This window comes from Kitasatospora sp. NPDC023120 (assembly GCF_055560835.1).
In genome coordinates this window covers 16,136-35,292 of the sequence record NZ_JBVHHY010000016.1, presented here as the reverse complement: position 1 = coordinate 35,292, position 19,157 = coordinate 16,136, and the positions used below count along the sequence as shown (strand labels likewise).

The following is a 19,157-nucleotide window of genomic DNA, read 5'->3' as shown; positions in this document are numbered from 1 at the left end:
GAGCCCTCGAGCCGGCACCGGGCCGTCAGACGGCGGTCTCCGGGTGGATCTGGTCCCGGGCGGCCCGGAACTGCCGGCGCACCGCCGAGCCGATCGCCAGGTCGTGTTCCCCGTCGGGTTCGACGGTCTCGGCGTCCGGCAGCTCCCACTCCGGCGGCTCCGGGGTGCCCGCCAGCGCCCAGGCGGCCTGCCGGGCCGCCCCACGGGCGGCGTGCGCGCCCGGCGGCGGCACCACGACCGGGACGCCGAACAGCATCGGGGCGGCGTGCCGGACGGCGGGCAGCCGCCCGGCGGTGCCGAGCAGGAACACCCGCTTGATCCCGACGCCCTGGGCGCGCAGCACGTCCAGCGCGTCGGCGATGTTGCAGAGCATGCCCTCGACGGCGGCCCGGGCCAGGTGCTGAGGGGTCATCGCCTCGGCGCGCAGGCCGGTCAGGGTACCGGCCGCGTGCGGCAGCGCGGGGGTGCGCTCGCCGTCCAGGTAGGGCAGCAGCACCAGCCCGTACGCGCCGGGGGAGGAGTGCAGGGCGAGGTCGCTCAGGCCCTCCAGGTCCTGGCCGAGCAGCGCGGCGGTGGAGCGCAGCACCTGGGCGGCGTTGAGGGTGGCGACCATCGGCAGGTGGCGGCCGGTGGCGTCGGCGAAGGAGGAGACCAGGCCGGAGGCGTCCACCACGGCCTCCTCGTGCACCGCGAAGATCGTCCCGGCGCTGCCGAGCGAGACCACCGCGTCACCCGGGCGCAGGCCCAGCCCCAGCGCGGCGGCCATGTTGTCGCCGGTGCCGGCCGAGATCAGCAGGCCCTCGGGGGTGTGCCCGGCGGGCTCGGCGGGGCCGAGGACGTGGGGCAGCTTGAGTTCGTGCCCGAGCGCCAGCTCGACCAGGTCCTGGCGGTACTCGCCGGTCATCGGCGACCAGTAGCCGGTGCCGGAGGCGTCGCCGCGGTCGGTGGTGCGGCGCTTGGGGTGGCCGAGCAGCTGCCAGACCAGCCAGTCGTGCGGCAGCAGCACCTCGGCGACCCGCCGGGCGTTGGCCGGCTCGAACTCGGCCAGCCAGCGCAGCTTGGCGATGGTGTACGTCGGGGCGGGGACGGCGCCGATCGCGGCGGTCCAGGCGGCCGGGCCGCCGAGGGCGTCCAGCAGCTTGGCGGCGGCGCCGCTGGAGCGCGGGTCGTTCCACAGGATCGCGGGCCGGACCTGCACCCCGCCCGCGTCCAGGCCGATCATGCCGTGCTGCTGGGCGCTGACGCCGATCGCCCGGACGCCCTCCAGCAGGCCTCCTGCGGCGGCCTCGCCGAGCGAGTGCAGCCACATCTGCGGGTCGGCCTCGCCGGGGCGCAGGTCCTGGTCCTCGGGGACGGGATGCGGTGCCTTGCCGGAGCGCAGGACGGCGCCGGTTTCCGTGTCGCACGCGACGATCCGGGTACGGCTGGTCGAGCTGTCTATCCCCGCGACGATGGCCATGTCGAGATCATGCCTCAGCCCGGCCCGGGACGCGTCCGGGCCGGGTGAGCCGTTGCCCGTTCGGAACCCTCGGTCGGGCTCCGCTTTCCCTTGGCGTCACCGCCCCGTCACGGGCGGAAGGTACCCCAGCTGTCGTCCTCCGCGGGCCGGGCCCGGTTGAAGTACGGCACCCGGTCGGTGACGGCCGGCGGCAGCCGGTCGCCGACCCGGTCCGCGACCGCGCCGGCGGCCTTCCCGGCCACCGCGCCGGCCTGCTGCCGGGCCCGGCCGGCCGCGCCCTGCACCGCGGGGTTCCGGGCGATCTGCCGGGTGACCTTGGCGATCTGTTCGTAGCGACCGCGCCCGGCCCGCGAGCCCAGCACGTAGCCGGCCGCGAAGCCCGCGGCCAACGACAGCTTCCACATGATCGGATCCACCCTCTCCTGGCGGCCTTCTGCCGCATTGCCCTACCCGTCCGTCGGGACGGCGAACCGTCCGCGCCCCCAGCATCCCCGGGGTCGGCGGCGGGCGCGCGCGGGGCGCGCCGGGCGGCGGCCCCGGGGCGACCGGGGAAAGCGATTGGCGGACCACCCCCCCGAGTGCGCTAATGTATGTCCCGCAGCGAGCGCCGCGGAGCCCGGGAAACCGGGGGTCGGGGCGGAAGCCGATCCCCCATAGCTCAATTGGCAGAGCAGCCGACTGTTAATCGGCAGGTTATTGGTTCGAGTCCAATTGGGGGAGCTCGGGACGAGGCCCTTCGGGGGTCCTCTTCCCGTCCGTGGTGAGGAAGTCCAGTACCGCGATCCCGCATAGCTCAATTGGCAGAGCAGCCGGCTGTTAACCGGCAGGTTATTGGTTCGAGTCCAATTGCGGGAGCTGCACCGGGTCCGCCCGGTGACTGTTCAGAGCGAAGGCCCCCCGGTCGACCGGGGGGCCTTCGTGTTGTCGCCGCAGGGTGTCGCGTACGTCACGTCGTGACACTGCCCGGAATCAGGTGGTCGCCTTCCGGTAGAGGTCGGCCACCCGCTGGTCGAAGGTGACGCTGTACGAGGTGCTCGGGGTGTCCCCGCCCTCCTGGTAGCCGCCGATCACGCCGATCACCGAGCCCTTCTCGGTCACCCACGGGCTGCCGCTGGTGCCGTCGGTGTAGCCGCCGCAGTCGAAGCGCTCCTGGGTGGCGCTCTGCGAACGGGTCCGGACCGAGCAGGTGATCGGCTCGTCGCTCTCGTTCGGGTAGCCGGTCACCGAGACCGACAGCCCGAAGCCCTGCCCGGTGCCGATCGGGTTGCCGCCGACCGCGTCTTCGACCTGCCGGCCGTCGACCGGGCCCACCGTGACGAAGGCCACGTCGTACTCGGGGTCGTCGCCGGCCGCCCAGCGCGGGTCGACGGTGACCGACTGCACCGGCCAAGTCCCGTACGGGGTCGACCCGTTGCGGTAGCCCGGGGTGAACACCAGGCCGTCCAGCCGCCCGATCCGGCGGCTCTGAACGCAGTGTGCCGCGGTCACCAGCAGGTTGTGCCGGGGGCTCTGCACGACGCTCGCGGTGCAGGCCCGGGGGCCCTGCGCGGTGCGGATGGAGAGCGTGCCGATGCGGTCCCGGGCGGCGCTCCGCTGCGCGACCTCGGCGGTCGGCGCCCCGTCCTGCCCGCCGCAGGCGGTGCCGACGGCGAGCAGCAGGGCCGCCAGCGCGGCCGTACGTGCCGTGCGTGCGGTGCGCGCGGGCCGTACCGGGCGGGGGGCCATCGGGGCTCCGTCTCGTTCCTCGGGGCGGGCACCGGGACGGTGCGTTCCGCCGTTCGTGAGGAAGATCTACCAGGCCGTGCCGGGCGGCGCCACCGCCGGATGCCCGCACCGGGCCTGCCCGGCCCCGGTCAGCCGGTGGCGCGGTCGTACAGCGCCTGGACGCGGTCGCCGAAGTAGCTGCTGTACGAGGTGCCCGGGGTGTCGCCGCCCTCCTGGTAGCCGCCGATCACACCGACCACGGTGCCGGTCCTGGTGGCCGGGTCGAAGTCGGTGACCCAGGGGCTGCCGCTGGTGCCGCCGGTGTAGTCGGGGCAGTCGATCCGCAGCTGGGTGGGGCTCTGCTCGGAGGTGGTGTTGGAGCAGGTGATCGGGACCTCGCTGCTGCCGGGGTAGCCGGTGACCTTCACCGGTAGCCGGTAGCCGCGGTTGACGCCCAGTCGGTTGGCGCCGAGCACCTGCTGCACCTGCTGTCCGTTCTGGGCCTGGACGACCGCGAAGGCGACGTCCATGTCCGGGTCGGCGTGGTCCTTCCAGCCGTCGTCCACGGTGACCGCCAGCAGCGGCCAGACGCCGCTGGGGGTGTCGCCGTCCCGGTAGCCGGGGACGAAGACCAGGTCGCTGCGTTGACCGAGCTTCGGGTCCCAGACGCAGTGGGCGGCGGTGACGATGAGGTTGAGCCCGGCGCTGTCGACCACGCTGGCGGTGCAGAAGTGGTCGCCGTCGGCGTTGCGGGTGAACACCGCGCCGACCAGGCCGTTGAGCACGGTGGGTTTGGCGGTGCGGGTGACCCCGGTGCGCCGGCCGACCGCGCCTTTGAGTCGCTGCCGGTTCCAGCCGTGGCTGTCCCCCGAAGCGGCCGTGGCCGGCGCCGAGGTGACCGTGGGCACGCCCCCGCCGGGCCGTGCCGAGGTGGTGCACCCCGCCGCGGCCAGCACCACCGCGAGCACCCCCGCCGCCGCCCCGCTCCAGGGGCCCGTCCCCGCCCTACGTATCGTCATCCGCCCAGGCTGCCCCGGACGGGCGCCCCGTCGCCACCCGGGCTGCGCCGCCGGGAGGGGCGCGTCCGTCGCGCACCCAGGTGCGCCCCCGGCGCGCACCACGGGTGATCGACCGGCTATGCTGCCCGGGACGGCCTCGTCAGGGGCCGTCTGCTGCTGCCGTGGCCGACGACCGGCGCGCGCGGCGAACCGGGGCGGTAGCTCAGCCGGTTAGAGCAGGGGACTCATAATCCCTTGGTCGTGGGTTCGAGTCCCACCCGCCCCACCCTGAACTGCCACCAGGGCGTCAGCAGTAAATGTGCTCTGACCAGCGAAAACGTCGGCTCCTGCGACTGGAACTGTAGGCCAAGACCTAGCAGGAACCCGGGATGCCACGCTGGGTTTCACCCAGATGGGAACGCCATGGGAACGGGTCGACGGTGAAGTCGTTTCCTGGGAACCGTTGAGCAGAACCCGGCGTGAGTTTCACGAGGCACGCGGGCCCCATCCCCGCGCAGACGTGATGCCTCAGACGCCGACTGCTACCCGGATCCGCTTCCTCTTCGCTGCCCGCTCGCGCCGTGTTGGGTCGGCGGCCTTCGAGGTGGCCTCCGCCGCCGGCGTCACCCGGTTCGCTCGGGGTACCACGGCAAGGGTCGCCTCGGCCTGAGCGTGCTGGAACTGGGGGAACACCGACGTGTAGGTGTCGGCTGTGATCTGGATCCCGGAGTGGCCCAGCAGCTCGGAGATGTCCTTCATGGACATGCCTGCCGCGTTGGAGATGCCAGCGGTTCCGTGCCGGAGGTCGTGAAGGCGGATGGGCGGCAGGTCTGCCTTCGTGATCAGCAGCTCGAACCGGTGAGTGAGGTAGTCGGGGTGGTACGGCTCGCCGTTCTCCTTGGTGAAGACCGCGCCAGTGTCCTTCCAGAGGTCGCCCTTGTGGGCCTCGTTCCAGGCCTCACGTTCCGCGACTTGCTGCGCCTGCCACCTCCGGAGCAGCTCGACCGTTTCGCGGTCGATGGTGATTGTCCTCACACTGTCGGCCTTCGGGTCCTCCTTGAAGACCTGGCTGGCGATCGCAACCACTTGGTGAGAGATGTGGATGGTCCGGGCCTCAAGGTCGATGCTGGACCACTGGAGGGCGCAGCCTTCGCCGCGGCGGAGTCCGCGCAGGGCGAACAGGTGCCATAGCGGGTAGAGGCGGTCCTCGACGACGGCATCCAGGAAGGTGCCGGTGAGCTCCGGCGTCCACACCATTACGGGCGACGGTCGTTCGCCGGTGCGGACCCACTCCGCGACCCGGGTGGCCGTCCAGACGAGCGCCTTGGGACGCTTGTAGGTGGGCAGTTCAACCAAGGCGGCCCAGTTCCGAATGATCTTCAGCGCCTTGACGGCGTCTTCGAGGGCGGACGACAGTGTTGCTTTGATGCGGTGTTGTGTCGGAGTGTCGGTTATGCGTCGAAGCTGCTTGCGTTCCTGTGAGAGGCGGGCCTTGGCCTCGTTCCAGGCAGCCCGGGCTTCGGCTCGGCCGTCGCCGGGCGGTGTCTGGCGCCATATCAGCCCCTTCGCCTGGGCATCCTCGGCGAGGGCTTCGACCTGGGCCCGGTGTGCGTCACGCCGCTCGTTCTCATCGTTGATCGCCTTGAACATCTCGCGGATGTGATCCGCGTCAAGCTCGATCAGCGGGACGTGGCCGATGTACTTGCCGATGTACAGGCGGACGTGCCGCTCGTACCCGGGAACCGTGGTCGTGGCGAGGTCTTGCTTCCCTTCGAGCCACTTGATCATGTAGTCGCCCAGCGTCTCCTTCGAGAGAACCTTCAGTCCGGCCCGGGATTTCTCGTAGGCCGTCTTGGCCGCCGCGGCGGCCTTCTTCTGGGTCTTGTAGCCGCCCTTGATGGCGCGCTGGCGCTTTCCGCCGACCTTGGTGTCCAGCTCGATGCTGTAGTACCAGGAGCCATGGTCACGCCGGTTGAGCAGTGGGCACGACTTGTCCAGGGGCCCGGTCAGCTGGTTGCCTTCGGCGTCCAGCCTTGGCTTGCCTTTGAGTGGCCCTCGCTTGTGGACTAGCGGCCCGTGGCAGCCGCACCGCTTGTATGTCTTCTCCTCGAACAATTTCTCGCCCCCCATAGGCGTCGCTCGGTTACACAGGGTTAGGTGGGTGATGTTTTAACGCGCTTTAGCTGGTCCCCGAACGATCCATCTTGCCCTAAGCGGGTGACAGTGCCGTATGCTGCGAAGCAGTTGTGCGCGGGGGAGAAACGCGGCAGCTGTGACAACTGCAACAACGGCAAGTTCGGCGGGGTCCGGTGTCCTGACTCTGCGTGAGCTTCTCGATCTGCCAGCCATCGTCAACGTTGAGACGGCTGCCAGGGCGCTCGGTATCGGCCGGAACAAGGCGATGGAACTGATCCGCTCGGGCGACTTCCCGGCTACGACGCTTAGGCTGGGGGCGACCACGAAGGTTTCCACGGCGTCGCTGTGGGAGATCCTCGGGGTGCCGGTGGTGCTCCGGTAAGGCGATGCCGACCGCGCTCAAGATGGTGGCAACTTAACTTCAAGTTGCCACTGTCTCGGGGGCGGGGTGGGCGAGCAGCGACAACAGCAACGGCTAGGTAGGACCGATGGCGCCACGGATGTTCGGCTTCGAGGACAGCTCCTTTGAGCGTCTACGCGCGTCAGAGGTACCGGGCGTACAAGGCGCCGCTTCCCGGCGCCTCCTCCGCCAGCCCAAGGCGGCGATCGCCGGGTGGATGAACAGCGAGGGCTTTCGCGGCACCCGCGGGTCGGAATGGACGTCCATGACGGTCGGCCGCCTGCTCCGGACGCCGGAGATCGCCGGTCTCACCCGGAACGATCAGGGTGAGCTGGTGGAGAGCGGCAAGCCGGCCATGATCACGCCCGAGGAGTTCCACGAGATCCAGGCGATCGACGCGGACACCGTCGTCGAACAGCGCGAGGACACCTACGAGTACCTCTTCACCGGCGGCCTCGCGATCTGCGGCGAGTCGGCCGACCCGATGGTCTCGGCGCGCTCGAACGCCGACACGCCGGGCTACCGCTGCGACGTGTGCGGGAAGGTGCGCGTGGCCGCCGCCGTGCTGGAGGACTACGTCGGCGAACACGTTCTCGCGGAACTGCTCCGGCCTGGCGCTCAGAAGCGGATCGAAGCCGCCCGTGCCGAGCGCGCCGCGCAGGCTGTTGAGGTCCGTCAGCAGCTCGAACAGTTGAAGAAGGCCGCCGGTGAGCTGGCCGACTCCTACCTTGCGGGGGAGGTGACCCGCCAGACTCTGGCCGCTGTTGAGAAGCGAGCTGCCGAACAGATCAAGCCCCTGCGCGCCCGTCTGCGCTTCCTGGAGCAGACCGTCAACGCCCCGCACCTCACGGACGTCGATGACGCGATCAGGTGGTGGGAGCACGCACCCGCCGCCTCGAAGCGCGCCCTGGCCGGCCTCCTCCTCGACGCCATCGAGGTCAACAAGGCCTCCGCGCGCGGCGTCCGACACATCGAGCCCGGCAGAGTGGTGCTGCGATGGCGCAGCTGACCCCGGATGCCGTCGTCCAGCTCGACGACACGTCCGCCACAGACCTGAGACACCTCGGCATCATCGTCGACGGCAGCCGCCGGTGGGCGAAGGCCCGCCAGCTGTCCACCGCAGACGGACACCGCGCCGGATCAGAGAAAGTCCACGAGGTACTGAACTGGTGCTCGGACAGCGGAATCCAGGTCGTCACCCTGTGGGTCCTGTCGGTCGCGAACCTGCGGCGACCGCACGGCGAACTCGCCCCGCTGCTGAGCATCATCGAGGACCTGGTGCTCGACCTTCACTGCGACGGCCGCTGGGACGTGCGGCCGATCGGGGACTTCGGGCTGCTCCCCCGCCGCACGGCCGCCATCATGCACCTGGTGGCCAACGCAGAGAAGCCGCAGCCGGGCGCGATGCAGGTCAACCTGGCGGTCGCTTACGGCGGCCGGGAGGAGCTGCTCGGAGCCTTCCGCCGGACGGTCGTCGAGCTGGCCGCCCGCGGCTACGACGCAGACCAGATTGCGGACGCCCTGGAGGAGCGGGACATTGAGCGGCACCTCTACACGAGCGGCCAGCCCGATCCCGACATGGTGCTGCGCACCTCGGGCGAGCAACGGCTGAGCGGCTTCATGCCCTGGCAGGGCTTCCAGAGCGAGCTGCACTTCTGCCCGACGCTGTGGCCCGACCTGACACGTACGGACTTCGACAAGGCACTGGAGTCGTACGGGCGCCGCCTGCGCACCCGAGGGGTGTGATCGGCGGCGCCCGGTACGACGGTCAGTCCGTGGGCCCACTCGCCCTGCTGGACGCCGCAGACGGGGTGCGGCGCAGCGCGGAGGAGGCCGAGATCGACAAGCCCACGATCAGCGCCATGATGGAGACGCCCGCCAGCGCCGGCGACAGCTTCTGCTCCAAGGCGAGGGACCAGGGGCGGCCTGTGTGGTAGCTGATCAGGTACGACCCCTTGCTGACCCCGTACGCCATGCCGAACAAGGCCGCCACGGAGGCGATCCGCAGCCCGATGGCCTGTTGGCGGCGCCCGGCCCGGCGGTTGATGCCGCCTGCCTTCAAACAGAGGAACACCAACTCGGCGCAGGTGACAGCGACGTACGACAGGTACACCAGCAGGTAGGACATGACGGTCCGGTTCCCCGCGAAGTCTGTGGTGTAGGTGAGACCGGGTGCGTCGTCGGAGGCGGCGATGAACAGGGGGATCAGCGCCGCCGTGACGCCGCTGGCGATGAAGATCCTGTATCCGACGTGGGTGGGCACCGCCCACTGCTCGTACGCCCAGTCGACGAGCATGATCTGCAGGCTGCAGCACCAGGCGACGGCGCACAGATGCGCGCCGAGCTTGGCAATGTTCGGCACGCCGGTCAGCGACTCGACGGCACCGGCGACGGCGGGCACGGCCAGCAGCACGCCGACGGTGACCACGGCGAACGCGGCGGCGCGCGCCCACCGCGAAATTCCGGAGCTCTCATCGTGTCGCCGGCGCCAGGCCACCTGCAAGTTCAGAGCGGTCGCGCCCAGCCCAACAGCGGTGCAGAGCCCGAAGATCAGGGCATCGCCCACTTCGTTGCCTTCCTCAGTTGTTGGCGGCCCGAGCCGCCATGTCGGCGTCGCTGCGCCGACCTCCTCGTCTCCGGCCAGGCCTTGCCGGCTCCGGTGGCAGCTCCGGGACCACCGGCACCTCGGGGACCGGGGGTGCTCCTGGAGCGCGTCGGGCTCGGATCTCCCGGGCGGCTGCGAGCAGGTCGTCCACGGCCTCGGGGCCGAGGTCGGCGACGAGTCGTACAGCCTCCCGAATCCCTGGCTCCTGCTCGTACGCGGCCAGTCCGGTGAGGTCATCCCAGCCAGGGAGCAGGTACGCCGATGGGGTATCGAACGCACGCGCGACCGCGATGAGCGTAGTACACGGAGGATTCACCTTGGCGCCATTAAGCAGGTCGTTGATGACCACATGCGACAGGGCGGGCTTCTCTCCGGGGGCGGGTGCGGTCCGCGCCGCAAGTTCGCGGACGGTCGGCCGGTATCCGAGGGAGGCGGCCGTGCGGCGCAGCAGGTAGTCGAGCTTGGCGGCCAGCGTCCTCGGGGGGGTGGGGACGGGTCGATCGCTCATCGCCACGTCCAGGCTCCGGAGCGCCTTGTCGTGCTCACCACCTGCACTAACGCTCCCATTCGCCGGTTGTTAGCTTTCGTTGACAATCGGTTGTTCACGATGCAAGCTACCTGAAGACCGTTGATCATGGACGGTCCGGGGGTGTGCTGCCGAGGCTGTAGCCGGCAGCTCCGTGGTGCGCATCTTCGCTGACGCGATCCGCAGCCGAGGGGCTGCGAGGGGGAATTCCTGATGATCGACCGCGACCGTGTGCTGGCGCGTGTTCAGGAGGCCGAGAACTCTGGCCGTCCGGTGCTGGGGGGCGCCGCTGCGGACCATGCGCTGTGCCTGGTGGCTCTGGTGGATGCCGCGAGAATCGATGATGAGCCTCGGGGGGGCCGGGGCGGCGGCGGGGCGCGCTGACCAGCACCTGGCTTGACCTGCGAAAACTTCAAAATTCGGGATTGCACCCCCCTCCTTTTGCGTATAAAATTAAGGCATAAGGAAGCGGGGAGACGCCCCCCACCTCTTGGAGTGGAGCCCGAAGTGACCGTCAAGACCACCACCGCCCGCAAGACCGCCGCCACCAAGACCGCGACCCGCAAGCCGGCAGCCCGCAAGGAGGCCCCGAAGGCCGCCCCGGTCGTCGAGGTCGCCCAGGATGTCGCCGCCACCGACAATGCCCCCGCGCCTGAGGGTCGCGCAGTGGTGGCCATCCCGCTCGACCAGATCCACCGCAACGAGCGTCAGCCGCGGGAGTTCTTCGACACCGCCGCGCTCATGGAGCTTGCCGCCTCAATGGCCGAGCACACCCAGCTCCAGCCGATCATCGTCACGCCCTGCACCGCGCACGGCGGCTACGAGATCGTCGTCGGCGAGCGCCGCTGGCGCGCCGCCCACATGAACGAGGCCGAGACGATCGACGCGGTCATCAGCGACGAGCTGTACTCCATCCGCACGTTCAAGAACCAGGTTGCCGAGAACCTCAACCGCGCCGACATGACCCCGATCGAGGAGGCGAAGGCCTTCCAGCGGATCCTCGCCGAGGAGGACGGTGCCACCCCGGAGAGCGTTGCCCGCGACTTCGGCAAGACGACCCAGTACGTCAACCTGCGCCTGCGTCTGCTCGACCTGGTATCCGAGGTTGCAGAGCAGGTCAACAAGGGTGCCATCCGCACCCAGGCTGCCGTCCAGATCTCGCAGCTCAACCCGGCCAACCAGGCCGCCGTCCTCAAGAAGTGGGCCAAGGGGGACTTCCCCACCGAGAACGACCTGGTCCACTTCGCCTACCAGGTCAAGCAGCAGCAGGATCAGCCGTTCATCCTGGAGGTCGAGGAGCTGACGGAGGAGCAGCGCGCCGAGCGGGAGAGCGCGCAGCGCGCCACCCGCGGCAAGCTCGACAAGACCGAGCGCGCCATCGCCGACCTCGACGCCCTCAGCAAGATGACGCTCCCCGAGCTGGTCATCGCCCTCGACGGCCAGTTCGGCGCCCGACTGGAGCAGCTGGACCGGCTCGGTAAGGCCCTCGCCGCCGCCCGGTTCCAGGTCAAGCAGGCCAAGTCGGCGGCCGACGCCCGGCAGATCGTTGTCAACCCCGACGCGGTCGCCCCAAACCTCACCGGAAGTCAGGATGCGGCGGCCGACGACGCGAAGGCGGAGCAGGCGCCCGCCGAGACCGCCACGGCCGACGCGCAGCCCGAGGTCAGCGAGCCGGGCCCCGCTGATGCCGACGCCAGCACGGCCGAGGCGGACGCGGGCAAGGCTGAGGCGGCCGTCGAGCTGGCCGCCTGACCTGCCGGGAGGGGGTGGCCCAAGCCGGGCCGCCCCCTCCCCGTGCCGCAGGCCCTCGCACGACCAGCCATCACTGACCCCGTTCCTCCCCCTGTGCCCGCTGGACACCGCCGGTGGGCGCCCGAACCCGAAGGAGAGCCGTGAAGATCAAACCGGTCGAACGAGCCGCCCTCAACGAGGCCGTCTGCAACGGGCACGACCTGCGTCTACCTGCCCAGCTCAACGACGAGCAGTACGCCAGGGTGAACCAGATCCTGGTCGCTGTCGGCGGCCGGTATGTGCCCGGTCGAGGAGCCCACGTCTTCGAGCGGCCCGCCGCCGAGGTGCTCGCCGAAATCCTAGAAGCCGGGGAGGTACGAACCGCACGGGAGCGCACCGTCGAGCGGCAGATGTACCCCACCCCGGCGGCTCTGGCCGAGCAGCTGATCGACCTCGCGCAGGTACGGGCCGGACAGGCCGTGCTGGAGCCCTCGGCCGGGGACGGTGCCATCGCCAAGCGCCTCGCCGCCCGTGGGGCGGTCGTCGACTGCATCGAGCTGGACGCGGACTCCGCCGCCCGCATACGTGCCGGAGAGTACGCCCGGACGGTCGCGGTGGCCGACTTCCTCAAGCGGCCCAGGCGGCCCGACTACGACGCGGTCGTGATGAACCCGCCGTTCGCTGGCCGGGCGGACCTGCGCCACGTCCAGCACGCCGAGGGTTTCGTCAGGCCGGGCGGCACGCTGGTGGCGGTCATGAGCAACGGGATCATGGGCGACAGCCCGCACCTGGTGAGGTTCCGCCAGCGGGTCGAGCAGTTCGGCGGGGAGTTCCAGCACCTGCCCGCGGACGCCTTCCGGGAGAGCGGGACTGCCGTCAGGACGGTAGCGGTCCGGATCCCAGTCCCAGTCGAGCTGGACGCGCCCCCGCCGCCACGGAAGCCCGACGTTCCGGCGAAGTGGCAGGGGCTCACCCCGGCGGACTTCGGTCGACCGCCGGAGAAGGCCCGTCAGGACGGGCTGTTCCTGCTGGAGGACACCGACCAGCTGGGCACGCCCCCGTTCGACGGCTTCGGCTTCGGGGTCTCCCTCCACCACATCGTCAGCCAAAGATAGGTGGCAACTTAACCAAAGTGCTATGGTCATCTCGTCGCCGAGGTGACCGCCCCATCCGGGAACCTCAGCGACAGCGCCATGGCAACGCGGCGCCCTCACACCGTGCCTGACGGGCGGCAATCCCCCGCGCCCCACCCGCTCCGGCACCGGCCTCCAGATGAGGCCACAGAGGGCACCGCACCCCATGAACCGGACCCGCCCCACCCACTCCTGGGGCGGGTCCTCGCGTACCCGAAGGAAGAGCGTGGACACCTACCAGGCAGACGGCACCCCCGACCCGGAACTGTACGAACGGGTCATGACCGAGCGGTACGGCCCGCTGCCGGCCCTGATCGCCGAGAGCACTCGACCGGCCCTCGCGACGCCGGCCCGCCCCAAGCCGCGCCGCCACAGCCGCCGCTGGCCCGACCCGCACGCCACCGAGCACCGCGCCGAACTCCTGCGCGCGCTTGCGTCCCGACCGACCCCACCGAAGGCGACATGAACACCACCTCCGACACCGAGCCCAACCGGACCCCGCCCTTCCCCGGAGCCGTCTGGTGCAAGGCCTGCGACTCCTGGTGCGACCCGGTGTCCAGCCTCTGCCGGTGCAACAACCGATGAGCACTCCCGCCGTCAGCAGCAGGCCAACCGCCAGCACCATCACCGACGACCAGCTCGACGAGCTGTACGAGCGGCTCGACACCGCACGCGACCTGATCGACTCCGCGTGTGAGAAGTTCTGCAGCTGCGCCGAGCTCGTCTACCAGTTGTGCGCAGGCACCATGACGCCCCAGCAGGCGCGAGTCGCAGACGGCGCACGGGAGTAGGGGCCCGACAGCAGAACGAGGCAAGGCAACGGGTCGGCGCCGGACGGTTACCAGCGCCGACCCGTTCTTCGTCCGGCAGGGCAGGGCAGGGCAGGGCAGGACCGGGCGGCGAGTTGGCCGCAGCAGCGGCTATTCGTGGACCGGCTTGGCTGCCCACCTCCCCGAGTGGCGTTCCACCGGAGGCAACTCACACCCCCGAGCGGAACCAGCCTGCAACAACCCTGTCGAGCCAGCCAGACGGCGCGCGACGCACGAGCAGGCGCATGCCGGCGGCTCCTGCGCCCCAACGCCTCCTACTTGCTCTCCGCTTGGTGCTGGTCGTCGAGGTCATCGCCCCGGCCGATCAAGCAGGAGAATCCCCGCGCCTTGGTCGGCGCCGTGCCACTACGGTGACCGCAGACAGCACACCCGCAGTGGAGTACCCCGTGACGTTGACCCAGGCAGAGATCGAGAAGCGGCTTCACCTCTCCGAGGTTGACCAAGGGGAACTCGCCACACTGCTGATGTCCGAGTTCGGCTCAGCCTCGCCCATCGACGACACGCGGGTGCTCTACCCCGACGCGACGCCCGCAGCCCTGCTCCTCGAGTACTCGCGTGGCAGGCTCTGCCGAATCCTGCCCCAACTCGGCCTAACCGACGAAGTCGTACTCGGTCTCGAACGGCGAGTCCGGGAAGAACTACTGGTTCCGCCCGTGCGCAAGGTCGCCCGCTTCATCCTCTACTCCGGGCGACCCGCGCGCGGCTACTGGGCGCATGGTGACGGCCTGGTCCTCCGCCAGCCGCCACCAGAAGCGCCACAGGCCCACGAATGGTCGGACCTTCACCCCCTGCTGTGCGAGGTCGCCTACCAGGGCGCCATCGGGCACCAGATCGATTCCTACCGACGCGACCGGGCTGTCCGACACACCAAGTTGGTGCTGACCTTCCTCGTGCCCGAGCTGATGGACCGTTCCGAGCGGTCCATCCGGACCGCATGGGTACTCCCGCCGGCCACCTCCGATGGTGCGGAACGCGAGTCGGTCTGCATGCAACAGGTCCATCTGATCCGGGAGTTCGAAGCGGTCGGCGAGGAACTCGCTGAGCAGGCGGACCTTCCCGTCATGGCCTCGGCGGACGACCTGTACGACGCCGCACCCTGGGATCTAAAGTGGCATCCGACGCTTGTTCTGCCGACGACGCTCGGAGCCGACCTCGACCGGTTCCACACGCTCGGCCGGAGCAGCCAGCGCGAGTTCCTGCGTGCAGCCTTCTGGCACCACCAAGCCCGCCTTCTCCAGCACCACAGCCTCTCGGCCAGCTACCAGGCTCTTGTTCAGTCGATCGAAGTGCTGGCCGCCGCAACGCCGACCGCCAAGGGGGCGCGCGCCCAGTTCAAGGAGTTCCTCCAGGACTACATCCACGAGGACTGGGACGGCGCCGATGCGCTGTACCGGCTGCGTTCTCTCATCACCCACGGAAACACCCTCATGCTGGCCGACGAAGAAGGACTCGGCTTCGGCCCCAACCCCCGAGCCCGAGGCGAGGAAGACCTGCACTACCAGGCGGAGGCTGTCAGCCGGGCGGCCGCGATCAACTGGCTTCGAGGCCTCAAGGCTCGTCCCCCCGGCCGTTTCTCATAGGCGCGTTGACGGCGGCTAGGGCGAGACACCAGCCGCCGGGTAGGCTCGGACCTCAACGTGACCGTCCGGGCCGCCCGTGTACGGAAGCGCATTGTGCAGGTGGGCCTACCCCCGGCTAAAGAAGGCCGCCGCGGTGAGGCACAGCACCACGGCTGCGAAGAATCCCGCTCCGCCGTCGCGCACTGCGGTGGGCCACGGCTTGCCGTCAGCGCGCGACAGTAGCCCCGAGATGAAACCTGCCAGCAAGCCGATCAAGAAGATGCAAGCGGCAAGTAGCGTGAGTGTTAGCGGATTGCGTTCCACGCTGGACCTCCTTTGGGAGGTCGAGCCGATCCAGCGCAGGGCAGGCCGGTCCGACCTCCCGCATAAACGGACAGGTTCGAACCGAGATCCCTGCCGGCGCATCGTCTCGTCTAGCAGGCATCGATCGCGCGATCTACGCCTTCACTACGTGGTGGCGAACCACCTGCCCCTGCCGGGGCGCTCAATCCCACTTACTGTGTGGGGTAGCCGCATGCTCTAGCCGCGCGCCGGCGTGACAAAGACCATCTTGGCCGTTGAGCCCTCTCCCTACATTTTCGGGAGAGTGGGCGCGGTTTGTTCAACCAGACCGCCTCGGCAGAAGTCTCAGTGAAGGGAGCCTCGTCCGTCAAACCTCCTGGTCGGAAGAGCCGTTGGGTCGGCGGACGAGGCGTGGGTCGTCTAGGCTGTTGCGGCGTAGGGCGCGGGGAATCGGCCTACGGAGGACCCCTCGTGCCTGACCCGATCGATCGGATCGTCGACGATCTCCTGCCCAACGCCGTTCCCATCGGCGACCTGACCCGCTACCACCGCAACCCTCGCCGGGGCGACGTCGGAGCCGTCGCAGAAAGCCTGCGCGTGAACGGTCAGTTCAAGCCGATCGTCGTCAACCGCGGCACTCTGACCGGACGCCCGAACGAGATCCTCGCCGGTAACCACACCCACGAAGCGGCCCTCCAGCGCGGCTGGGAGCAGATCGCCGTCACCTGGGTCGACGTGGACGACGAGGCCGCCGCCCGCATCGTCGTCGTCGACAACCGCACCTCCGACCTCGCGGGCTACGACACCGCGTTGCTCGCCGACATCCTCTCCGACCTGCCCGACCTCGACGGCACCGGCTACGGCCAGGACGACCTCGACACCCTCCTCGACGACGTCGAACTGCCCGGCACCCTGGAGCTGACCAGCGACGGCGCCGGCACCGGCGAGAAGGCCACCGTGGACTACCTCCAGTGGGGCTACCTCCAGTGGTCCTCCACCCGCGTACGGATCACCGCCGAGGAGGTCCAAGCCCTCGACGCGCTGCACGAGCGGTTCGTCGAGGACACCAACGGCGACCTGGGCTTCGGCTGGCACGTCCTCCAGCACGCTCACAAGGCGGCCGATGCCGGATGAGCATCCCCACCACCACCTTCCACGAGGCCTACCCGCTGGCGAACCTGCGCCCCGCTGACTACAACCCCCGCCGCCTTAGCCCCGAGGCGTTCGAGCGGCTCAAGGTCAGCATCGCCCGCCACGGCATCGTCAAGCCGGTCATCCTCAACGCCAACGGGACGCTGGTCGCAGGCCACCAGCGAACCAAGGGCATGGCGGCGCTTGGGATCACCCACACCCCCGCGGTCATGCTCGGCACCACAGTCCGCCTCCAGGACGAGATCCGCTTCAACCTCCTCCACAACAAGGTGGAGACCGAGGCGAGCGTTGTCCACGCCGATCCCGGCGAGATGGGCCAGTGGAGCTGGGTGCCTTGGCAGTCCATCCAGGTCGACGAGCAGAAGAACGCGTCCTTCGTGAACGCGATCGGCCAGATGTGCGCCGGCCACGGACCGTGGGGCTCCGTGGTGATGGATGACCAGGGCCGCATCATCCTCAACGCCGAGTACGCCGTCGTGGCCGCCGCCCACCGCTTCGACCTGCTCGCCTGGACTGTGCCGTCCCCGGAGGCCCTCCAGCTGTACACCGACCTCACCGGCGAGTACGGCGTCTACGACTGGACCGCGATCGAGGACAAGGCCCCGGTGTGGAACCAGCACATCGTCCAGCCCAAGCGCCTGAGGCAGCGCACGTCGAAGGCCAAGTCCGGTCCGACCTACGGCTCCGAGACGTGGGAGAAGCTCGTGCTGCCCTGGCTCCAGCCCGAGCAGCGGGTCGTGGACTTCGGCGCCGGCCACGGCGACTACGCCAAGATGCTGCGCGGCAAGGGTTACGCGGTCCTCGACTACGAGCCCTACCGCACCGCGCCGGGCAAGTACGCGGTCGACGTGCGTGCCGTCGTCGGCCAGATCCGGGCCCTGCACCGGGACGTTCGCGACCACGGCCTCGCGGACGTCGTCGTCCTCGACAGCGTCATCAACGCGACCACCTCCCTGGACTACCAGCACTGGGTGCTCGCCACCGTCAACGCCCTGTGCGCCGAGGACGGTGTGGTCTGCCTCGGAACCCGCGGGTTGCGTAAGGAACTCCAGATGGAGAACGCCAACCGGGCGACCACGGGCGGCGCGGTCAACATGTCGTTCCTGGACGACAACAACGTGGAGATGAACTTCGTCCAGGGCAAGTGGCAGAAGCTCCGCTTCCACACCCCTCAGACGCTGGAGCCACTTCTGCGCGGCTACTTCGACGACGTCCAGATCCGCGACGCCGCCGACTCCAACATCAAGGCGATCTGCCGAAGCCCCAAGGCCCTCGACGAAGCCGACTACCGAAAGGCCTTCGACGAGGAATTCAACATGCCCTATCCGAACGGCTTCCGCCACGGCAAGCATCATGAATTGGTGGAAATGTTGATAAAATTGGTAATGGAGAGGAATTCTCTCAAGGAATAGCGAAGAAGAAATGAGGGGGCGGCCTTGGCTGACCAAATTCGCGTTGAGATACTAGCCCGCGCCGACTACAGCATCATGTGGCTCGCGGGAATTAGAAACGTTGCACTCGACCAGCACTGCCTGAGGGCCTTCGGTCGGCCAGACCGTCCTACCGTCCGAGCACATATCAAGCTCCAGACCATCCACCTGCCCACCAGCAACCCCCCGCTGGCCTGGTACCTGTGCGCCCTGCCCATCCCCTGGAACTGGGCCGCTAACGCACACCTGGCCTTCGAGCCCGCCCCCGGGTACCACTGGGACGGGCCGGCTCTGGTCCCCGGCCTCGAAGTGCGGCTCCGCGGCGCACGGCCCATCACTGGCTGGGGGCCGCACAACATTCCCGCGGACGACCCCCGCCGGCACCAGCGGCGCTACGCCACCTGTCGTAACTATCATTTCGCTTGGTGGCTGCGGCGGGAAAGGGGTGCGCCCGACGCTCCGGCCTCTGCGCCAACGGTCAACAAGCTGGGGCCGGAGCAGCTGACGCTCATGTAGGCCTGCCTGAATCTGTGCGACTTGCTCAGTGGCAGCGGAGGCCAAGAGAGTCGGCTGCGTGTTTCAGATCTTGGTCGTCACTATCGATAGTGGATTCACTCTTCAGTGCGGCATATTGCTTGACCAGATCTGAAACGCGCTCCTGGGCCGTTTCTCCAAGCAATGGGATCCAAAGTGACCAGCAGTGGAGGTCTGTCCCATGCCGAGAGGTGTAGCAAATTCCCAATGGCTCAGAACCATTCGAGAGATATTGCCTATTGATCCATTGGGCTGCACAGCTGGTGACGCTGCGTCGGTTGCCAGTCAGTAGAGATATATCGATGCGTGCCGGGTCTTCCAGTAAGGCGTCATCGGGCACCCATTCGTCGGCATGCTCGCGAAGCACTTGAAGGGTGTCTGAATGGCAAATGTCGACGTAATGGCCATCTGCATCCAGTGAGACTTCGGAGACCTTCCGATCTATGCGCCACTGCTTGCATTCGCTTCCAGTTGGCATGTGGCCCAGCGTGGACAAGTCGATGGAGATCGGGTCTCCAGCTGACGACACGTCATCGTCGAACATGGCCTGCCAGTCGACGTGGGGGAGCTTCGCGTAAGCCAACGTCTCAAGGAACGCCCCGCGCCTGTCCGTAGCCCCGTAGAGGGTTACGTGGTGGGGGATGTCGTATCGGCCCC

At 69.1% G+C, this 19,157-nt stretch carries 20 protein-coding genes and 3 tRNA genes; 14 read left to right on the top strand and 9 right to left on the bottom strand.

Annotated features, from left to right (window positions below; translation table 11 throughout):
* Nucleotides 1-25: 25 nt before the first annotated feature.
* The gene (locus ACZ3TI_RS23525; protein WP_465729225.1) at nucleotides 26-1,459 is read right to left on the bottom strand and encodes an FGGY family carbohydrate kinase; all 1,434 of its coding nucleotides are present in this window, start codon (nucleotides 1,457-1,459) and stop codon (nucleotides 26-28) included.
* 107 nt (nucleotides 1,460-1,566) lie between these two features.
* The gene (locus tag ACZ3TI_RS23520) at nucleotides 1,567-1,875 is read right to left on the bottom strand and encodes a hypothetical protein (protein ID WP_465729223.1); all 309 of its coding nucleotides are present in this window, start codon (nucleotides 1,873-1,875) and stop codon (nucleotides 1,567-1,569) included.
* A 231-nt stretch (nucleotides 1,876-2,106) separates the two neighbouring features.
* Between ACZ3TI_RS23520 and ACZ3TI_RS23515 the strand changes: the two genes are divergently transcribed.
* Both ACZ3TI_RS23515 and ACZ3TI_RS23510 read left to right on the top strand, forming a co-directional pair.
* Nucleotides 2,107-2,179 (top strand) — tRNA-Asn (locus ACZ3TI_RS23515).
* A gap of 62 nt (nucleotides 2,180-2,241) precedes the next feature.
* Nucleotides 2,242-2,314 (top strand) — tRNA-Asn (locus ACZ3TI_RS23510).
* A gap of 114 nt (nucleotides 2,315-2,428) precedes the next feature.
* Here ACZ3TI_RS23510 and ACZ3TI_RS23505 read toward each other — a convergent pair.
* Nucleotides 2,429-3,184: a trypsin-like serine peptidase gene (locus ACZ3TI_RS23505; RefSeq protein WP_465729221.1), complete on the bottom strand. Its 756-nt coding sequence runs from the start codon at nucleotides 3,182-3,184 to the stop codon at nucleotides 2,429-2,431.
* A gap of 128 nt (nucleotides 3,185-3,312) precedes the next feature.
* Nucleotides 3,313-4,182, bottom strand: coding sequence for a trypsin-like serine peptidase (locus tag ACZ3TI_RS23500; protein ID WP_465729219.1), 870 nt, complete (start codon nucleotides 4,180-4,182; stop codon nucleotides 3,313-3,315).
* A 191-nt stretch (nucleotides 4,183-4,373) separates the two neighbouring features.
* Here ACZ3TI_RS23500 and ACZ3TI_RS23495 point away from each other — a divergent pair.
* Nucleotides 4,374-4,447: transfer RNA gene (locus ACZ3TI_RS23495), tRNA-Ile, on the top strand.
* A 242-nt stretch (nucleotides 4,448-4,689) separates the two neighbouring features.
* Here the strand turns inward: ACZ3TI_RS23495 and ACZ3TI_RS23490 are convergent.
* Nucleotides 4,690-6,276 carry a tyrosine-type recombinase/integrase gene (locus ACZ3TI_RS23490; RefSeq protein WP_465729217.1) on the bottom strand — a complete coding sequence of 529 codons (1,587 nt, stop codon included), beginning with the start codon at nucleotides 6,274-6,276 and terminating at the stop codon, nucleotides 4,690-4,692.
* 157 nt (nucleotides 6,277-6,433) lie between these two features.
* Here ACZ3TI_RS23490 and ACZ3TI_RS23485 point away from each other — a divergent pair, with 157 nt between their 5' ends.
* From ACZ3TI_RS23485 to uppS, 3 genes are all read left to right on the top strand, one after another.
* Nucleotides 6,434-6,679: a DNA-binding protein gene (locus ACZ3TI_RS23485; RefSeq protein ID WP_465729215.1), complete on the top strand. Its 246-nt coding sequence runs from the start codon at nucleotides 6,434-6,436 to the stop codon at nucleotides 6,677-6,679.
* Nucleotides 6,680-6,797: 118 nt separating this feature from the next.
* Entirely contained in the window at nucleotides 6,798-7,706 is a 909-nt protein-coding gene (locus tag ACZ3TI_RS23480) for a recombinase family protein (protein WP_465729213.1), read from the top strand.
* The gene (gene uppS / locus ACZ3TI_RS23475) at nucleotides 7,694-8,443 is read left to right on the top strand and encodes a polyprenyl diphosphate synthase (protein WP_465729211.1); all 750 of its coding nucleotides are present in this window, start codon (nucleotides 7,694-7,696) and stop codon (nucleotides 8,441-8,443) included. The genes ACZ3TI_RS23480 and uppS overlap by 13 nt, the downstream gene beginning before the upstream one ends.
* Before the next feature lie 22 nt (nucleotides 8,444-8,465).
* On the opposite strand, the gene ACZ3TI_RS23470 is transcribed toward uppS, so the two are convergent.
* Together ACZ3TI_RS23470 and ACZ3TI_RS23465 are read right to left on the bottom strand one after the other, a co-directional pair.
* Entirely contained in the window at nucleotides 8,466-9,263 is a 798-nt protein-coding gene (locus ACZ3TI_RS23470) for a hypothetical protein (RefSeq protein WP_465729209.1), read from the bottom strand.
* 13 nt (nucleotides 9,264-9,276) lie between these two features.
* On the bottom strand, nucleotides 9,277-9,810 hold the full coding sequence (locus tag ACZ3TI_RS23465) for a hypothetical protein (RefSeq protein ID WP_465729207.1): 534 nt from the start codon (nucleotides 9,808-9,810) through the stop codon (nucleotides 9,277-9,279).
* Nucleotides 9,811-10,335: 525 nt separating this feature from the next.
* Between ACZ3TI_RS23465 and ACZ3TI_RS23460 the strand changes: the two genes are divergently transcribed.
* From ACZ3TI_RS23460 to ACZ3TI_RS23435, 6 genes are all read left to right on the top strand, one after another.
* Nucleotides 10,336-11,580, top strand: coding sequence for a ParB/RepB/Spo0J family partition protein (locus tag ACZ3TI_RS23460; protein ID WP_465729205.1), 1,245 nt, complete (start codon nucleotides 10,336-10,338; stop codon nucleotides 11,578-11,580).
* A 140-nt stretch (nucleotides 11,581-11,720) separates the two neighbouring features.
* Complete coding sequence (locus ACZ3TI_RS23455) at nucleotides 11,721-12,674, top strand: methyltransferase (RefSeq protein ID WP_465729203.1); 954 nt, start codon at nucleotides 11,721-11,723, stop codon at nucleotides 12,672-12,674.
* 244 nt (nucleotides 12,675-12,918) lie between these two features.
* Nucleotides 12,919-13,158: a hypothetical protein gene (locus tag ACZ3TI_RS23450; protein WP_465729201.1), complete on the top strand. Its 240-nt coding sequence runs from the start codon at nucleotides 12,919-12,921 to the stop codon at nucleotides 13,156-13,158.
* Nucleotides 13,155-13,277, top strand: a complete 123-nt coding sequence (locus tag ACZ3TI_RS23445) for a hypothetical protein (protein ID WP_465729199.1) — start codon at nucleotides 13,155-13,157, stop codon at nucleotides 13,275-13,277. Before ACZ3TI_RS23450 ends, ACZ3TI_RS23445 begins: the two co-directional genes overlap by 4 nt.
* Nucleotides 13,274-13,483, top strand: coding sequence for a hypothetical protein (locus tag ACZ3TI_RS23440; protein WP_465729197.1), 210 nt, complete (start codon nucleotides 13,274-13,276; stop codon nucleotides 13,481-13,483). The genes ACZ3TI_RS23445 and ACZ3TI_RS23440 overlap by 4 nt, the downstream gene beginning before the upstream one ends.
* 425 nt (nucleotides 13,484-13,908) lie before the next feature.
* Complete coding sequence (locus ACZ3TI_RS23435; RefSeq protein ID WP_465729194.1) at nucleotides 13,909-15,102, top strand: hypothetical protein; 1,194 nt, start codon at nucleotides 13,909-13,911, stop codon at nucleotides 15,100-15,102.
* 105 nt (nucleotides 15,103-15,207) lie between these two features.
* On the opposite strand, the gene ACZ3TI_RS23430 is transcribed toward ACZ3TI_RS23435, so the two are convergent.
* Nucleotides 15,208-15,405 (bottom strand): hypothetical protein, encoded by a 198-nt coding sequence (locus tag ACZ3TI_RS23430; RefSeq protein WP_465729192.1) that lies wholly within the window; start codon nucleotides 15,403-15,405, stop codon nucleotides 15,208-15,210.
* 450 nt (nucleotides 15,406-15,855) lie between these two features.
* Here ACZ3TI_RS23430 and ACZ3TI_RS23425 point away from each other — a divergent pair, with 450 nt between their 5' ends.
* Both ACZ3TI_RS23425 and ACZ3TI_RS23420 read left to right on the top strand, forming a co-directional pair.
* A complete protein-coding gene (locus ACZ3TI_RS23425) occupies nucleotides 15,856-16,518 on the top strand; it encodes a ParB/RepB/Spo0J family partition protein (protein WP_465729190.1) in 663 nt (220 codons plus the stop codon).
* Nucleotides 16,515-17,948 (top strand): ParB N-terminal domain-containing protein, encoded by a 1,434-nt coding sequence (locus ACZ3TI_RS23420; protein WP_465729188.1) that lies wholly within the window; start codon nucleotides 16,515-16,517, stop codon nucleotides 17,946-17,948. The genes ACZ3TI_RS23425 and ACZ3TI_RS23420 overlap by 4 nt, the downstream gene beginning before the upstream one ends.
* A 559-nt stretch (nucleotides 17,949-18,507) precedes the next feature.
* On the opposite strand, the gene ACZ3TI_RS23415 is transcribed toward ACZ3TI_RS23420, so the two are convergent.
* Nucleotides 18,508-19,044 carry a hypothetical protein gene (locus ACZ3TI_RS23415; protein WP_465729186.1) on the bottom strand — a complete coding sequence of 179 codons (537 nt, stop codon included), beginning with the start codon at nucleotides 19,042-19,044 and terminating at the stop codon, nucleotides 18,508-18,510.
* Nucleotides 19,045-19,157: the final 113 nt, after the last annotated feature.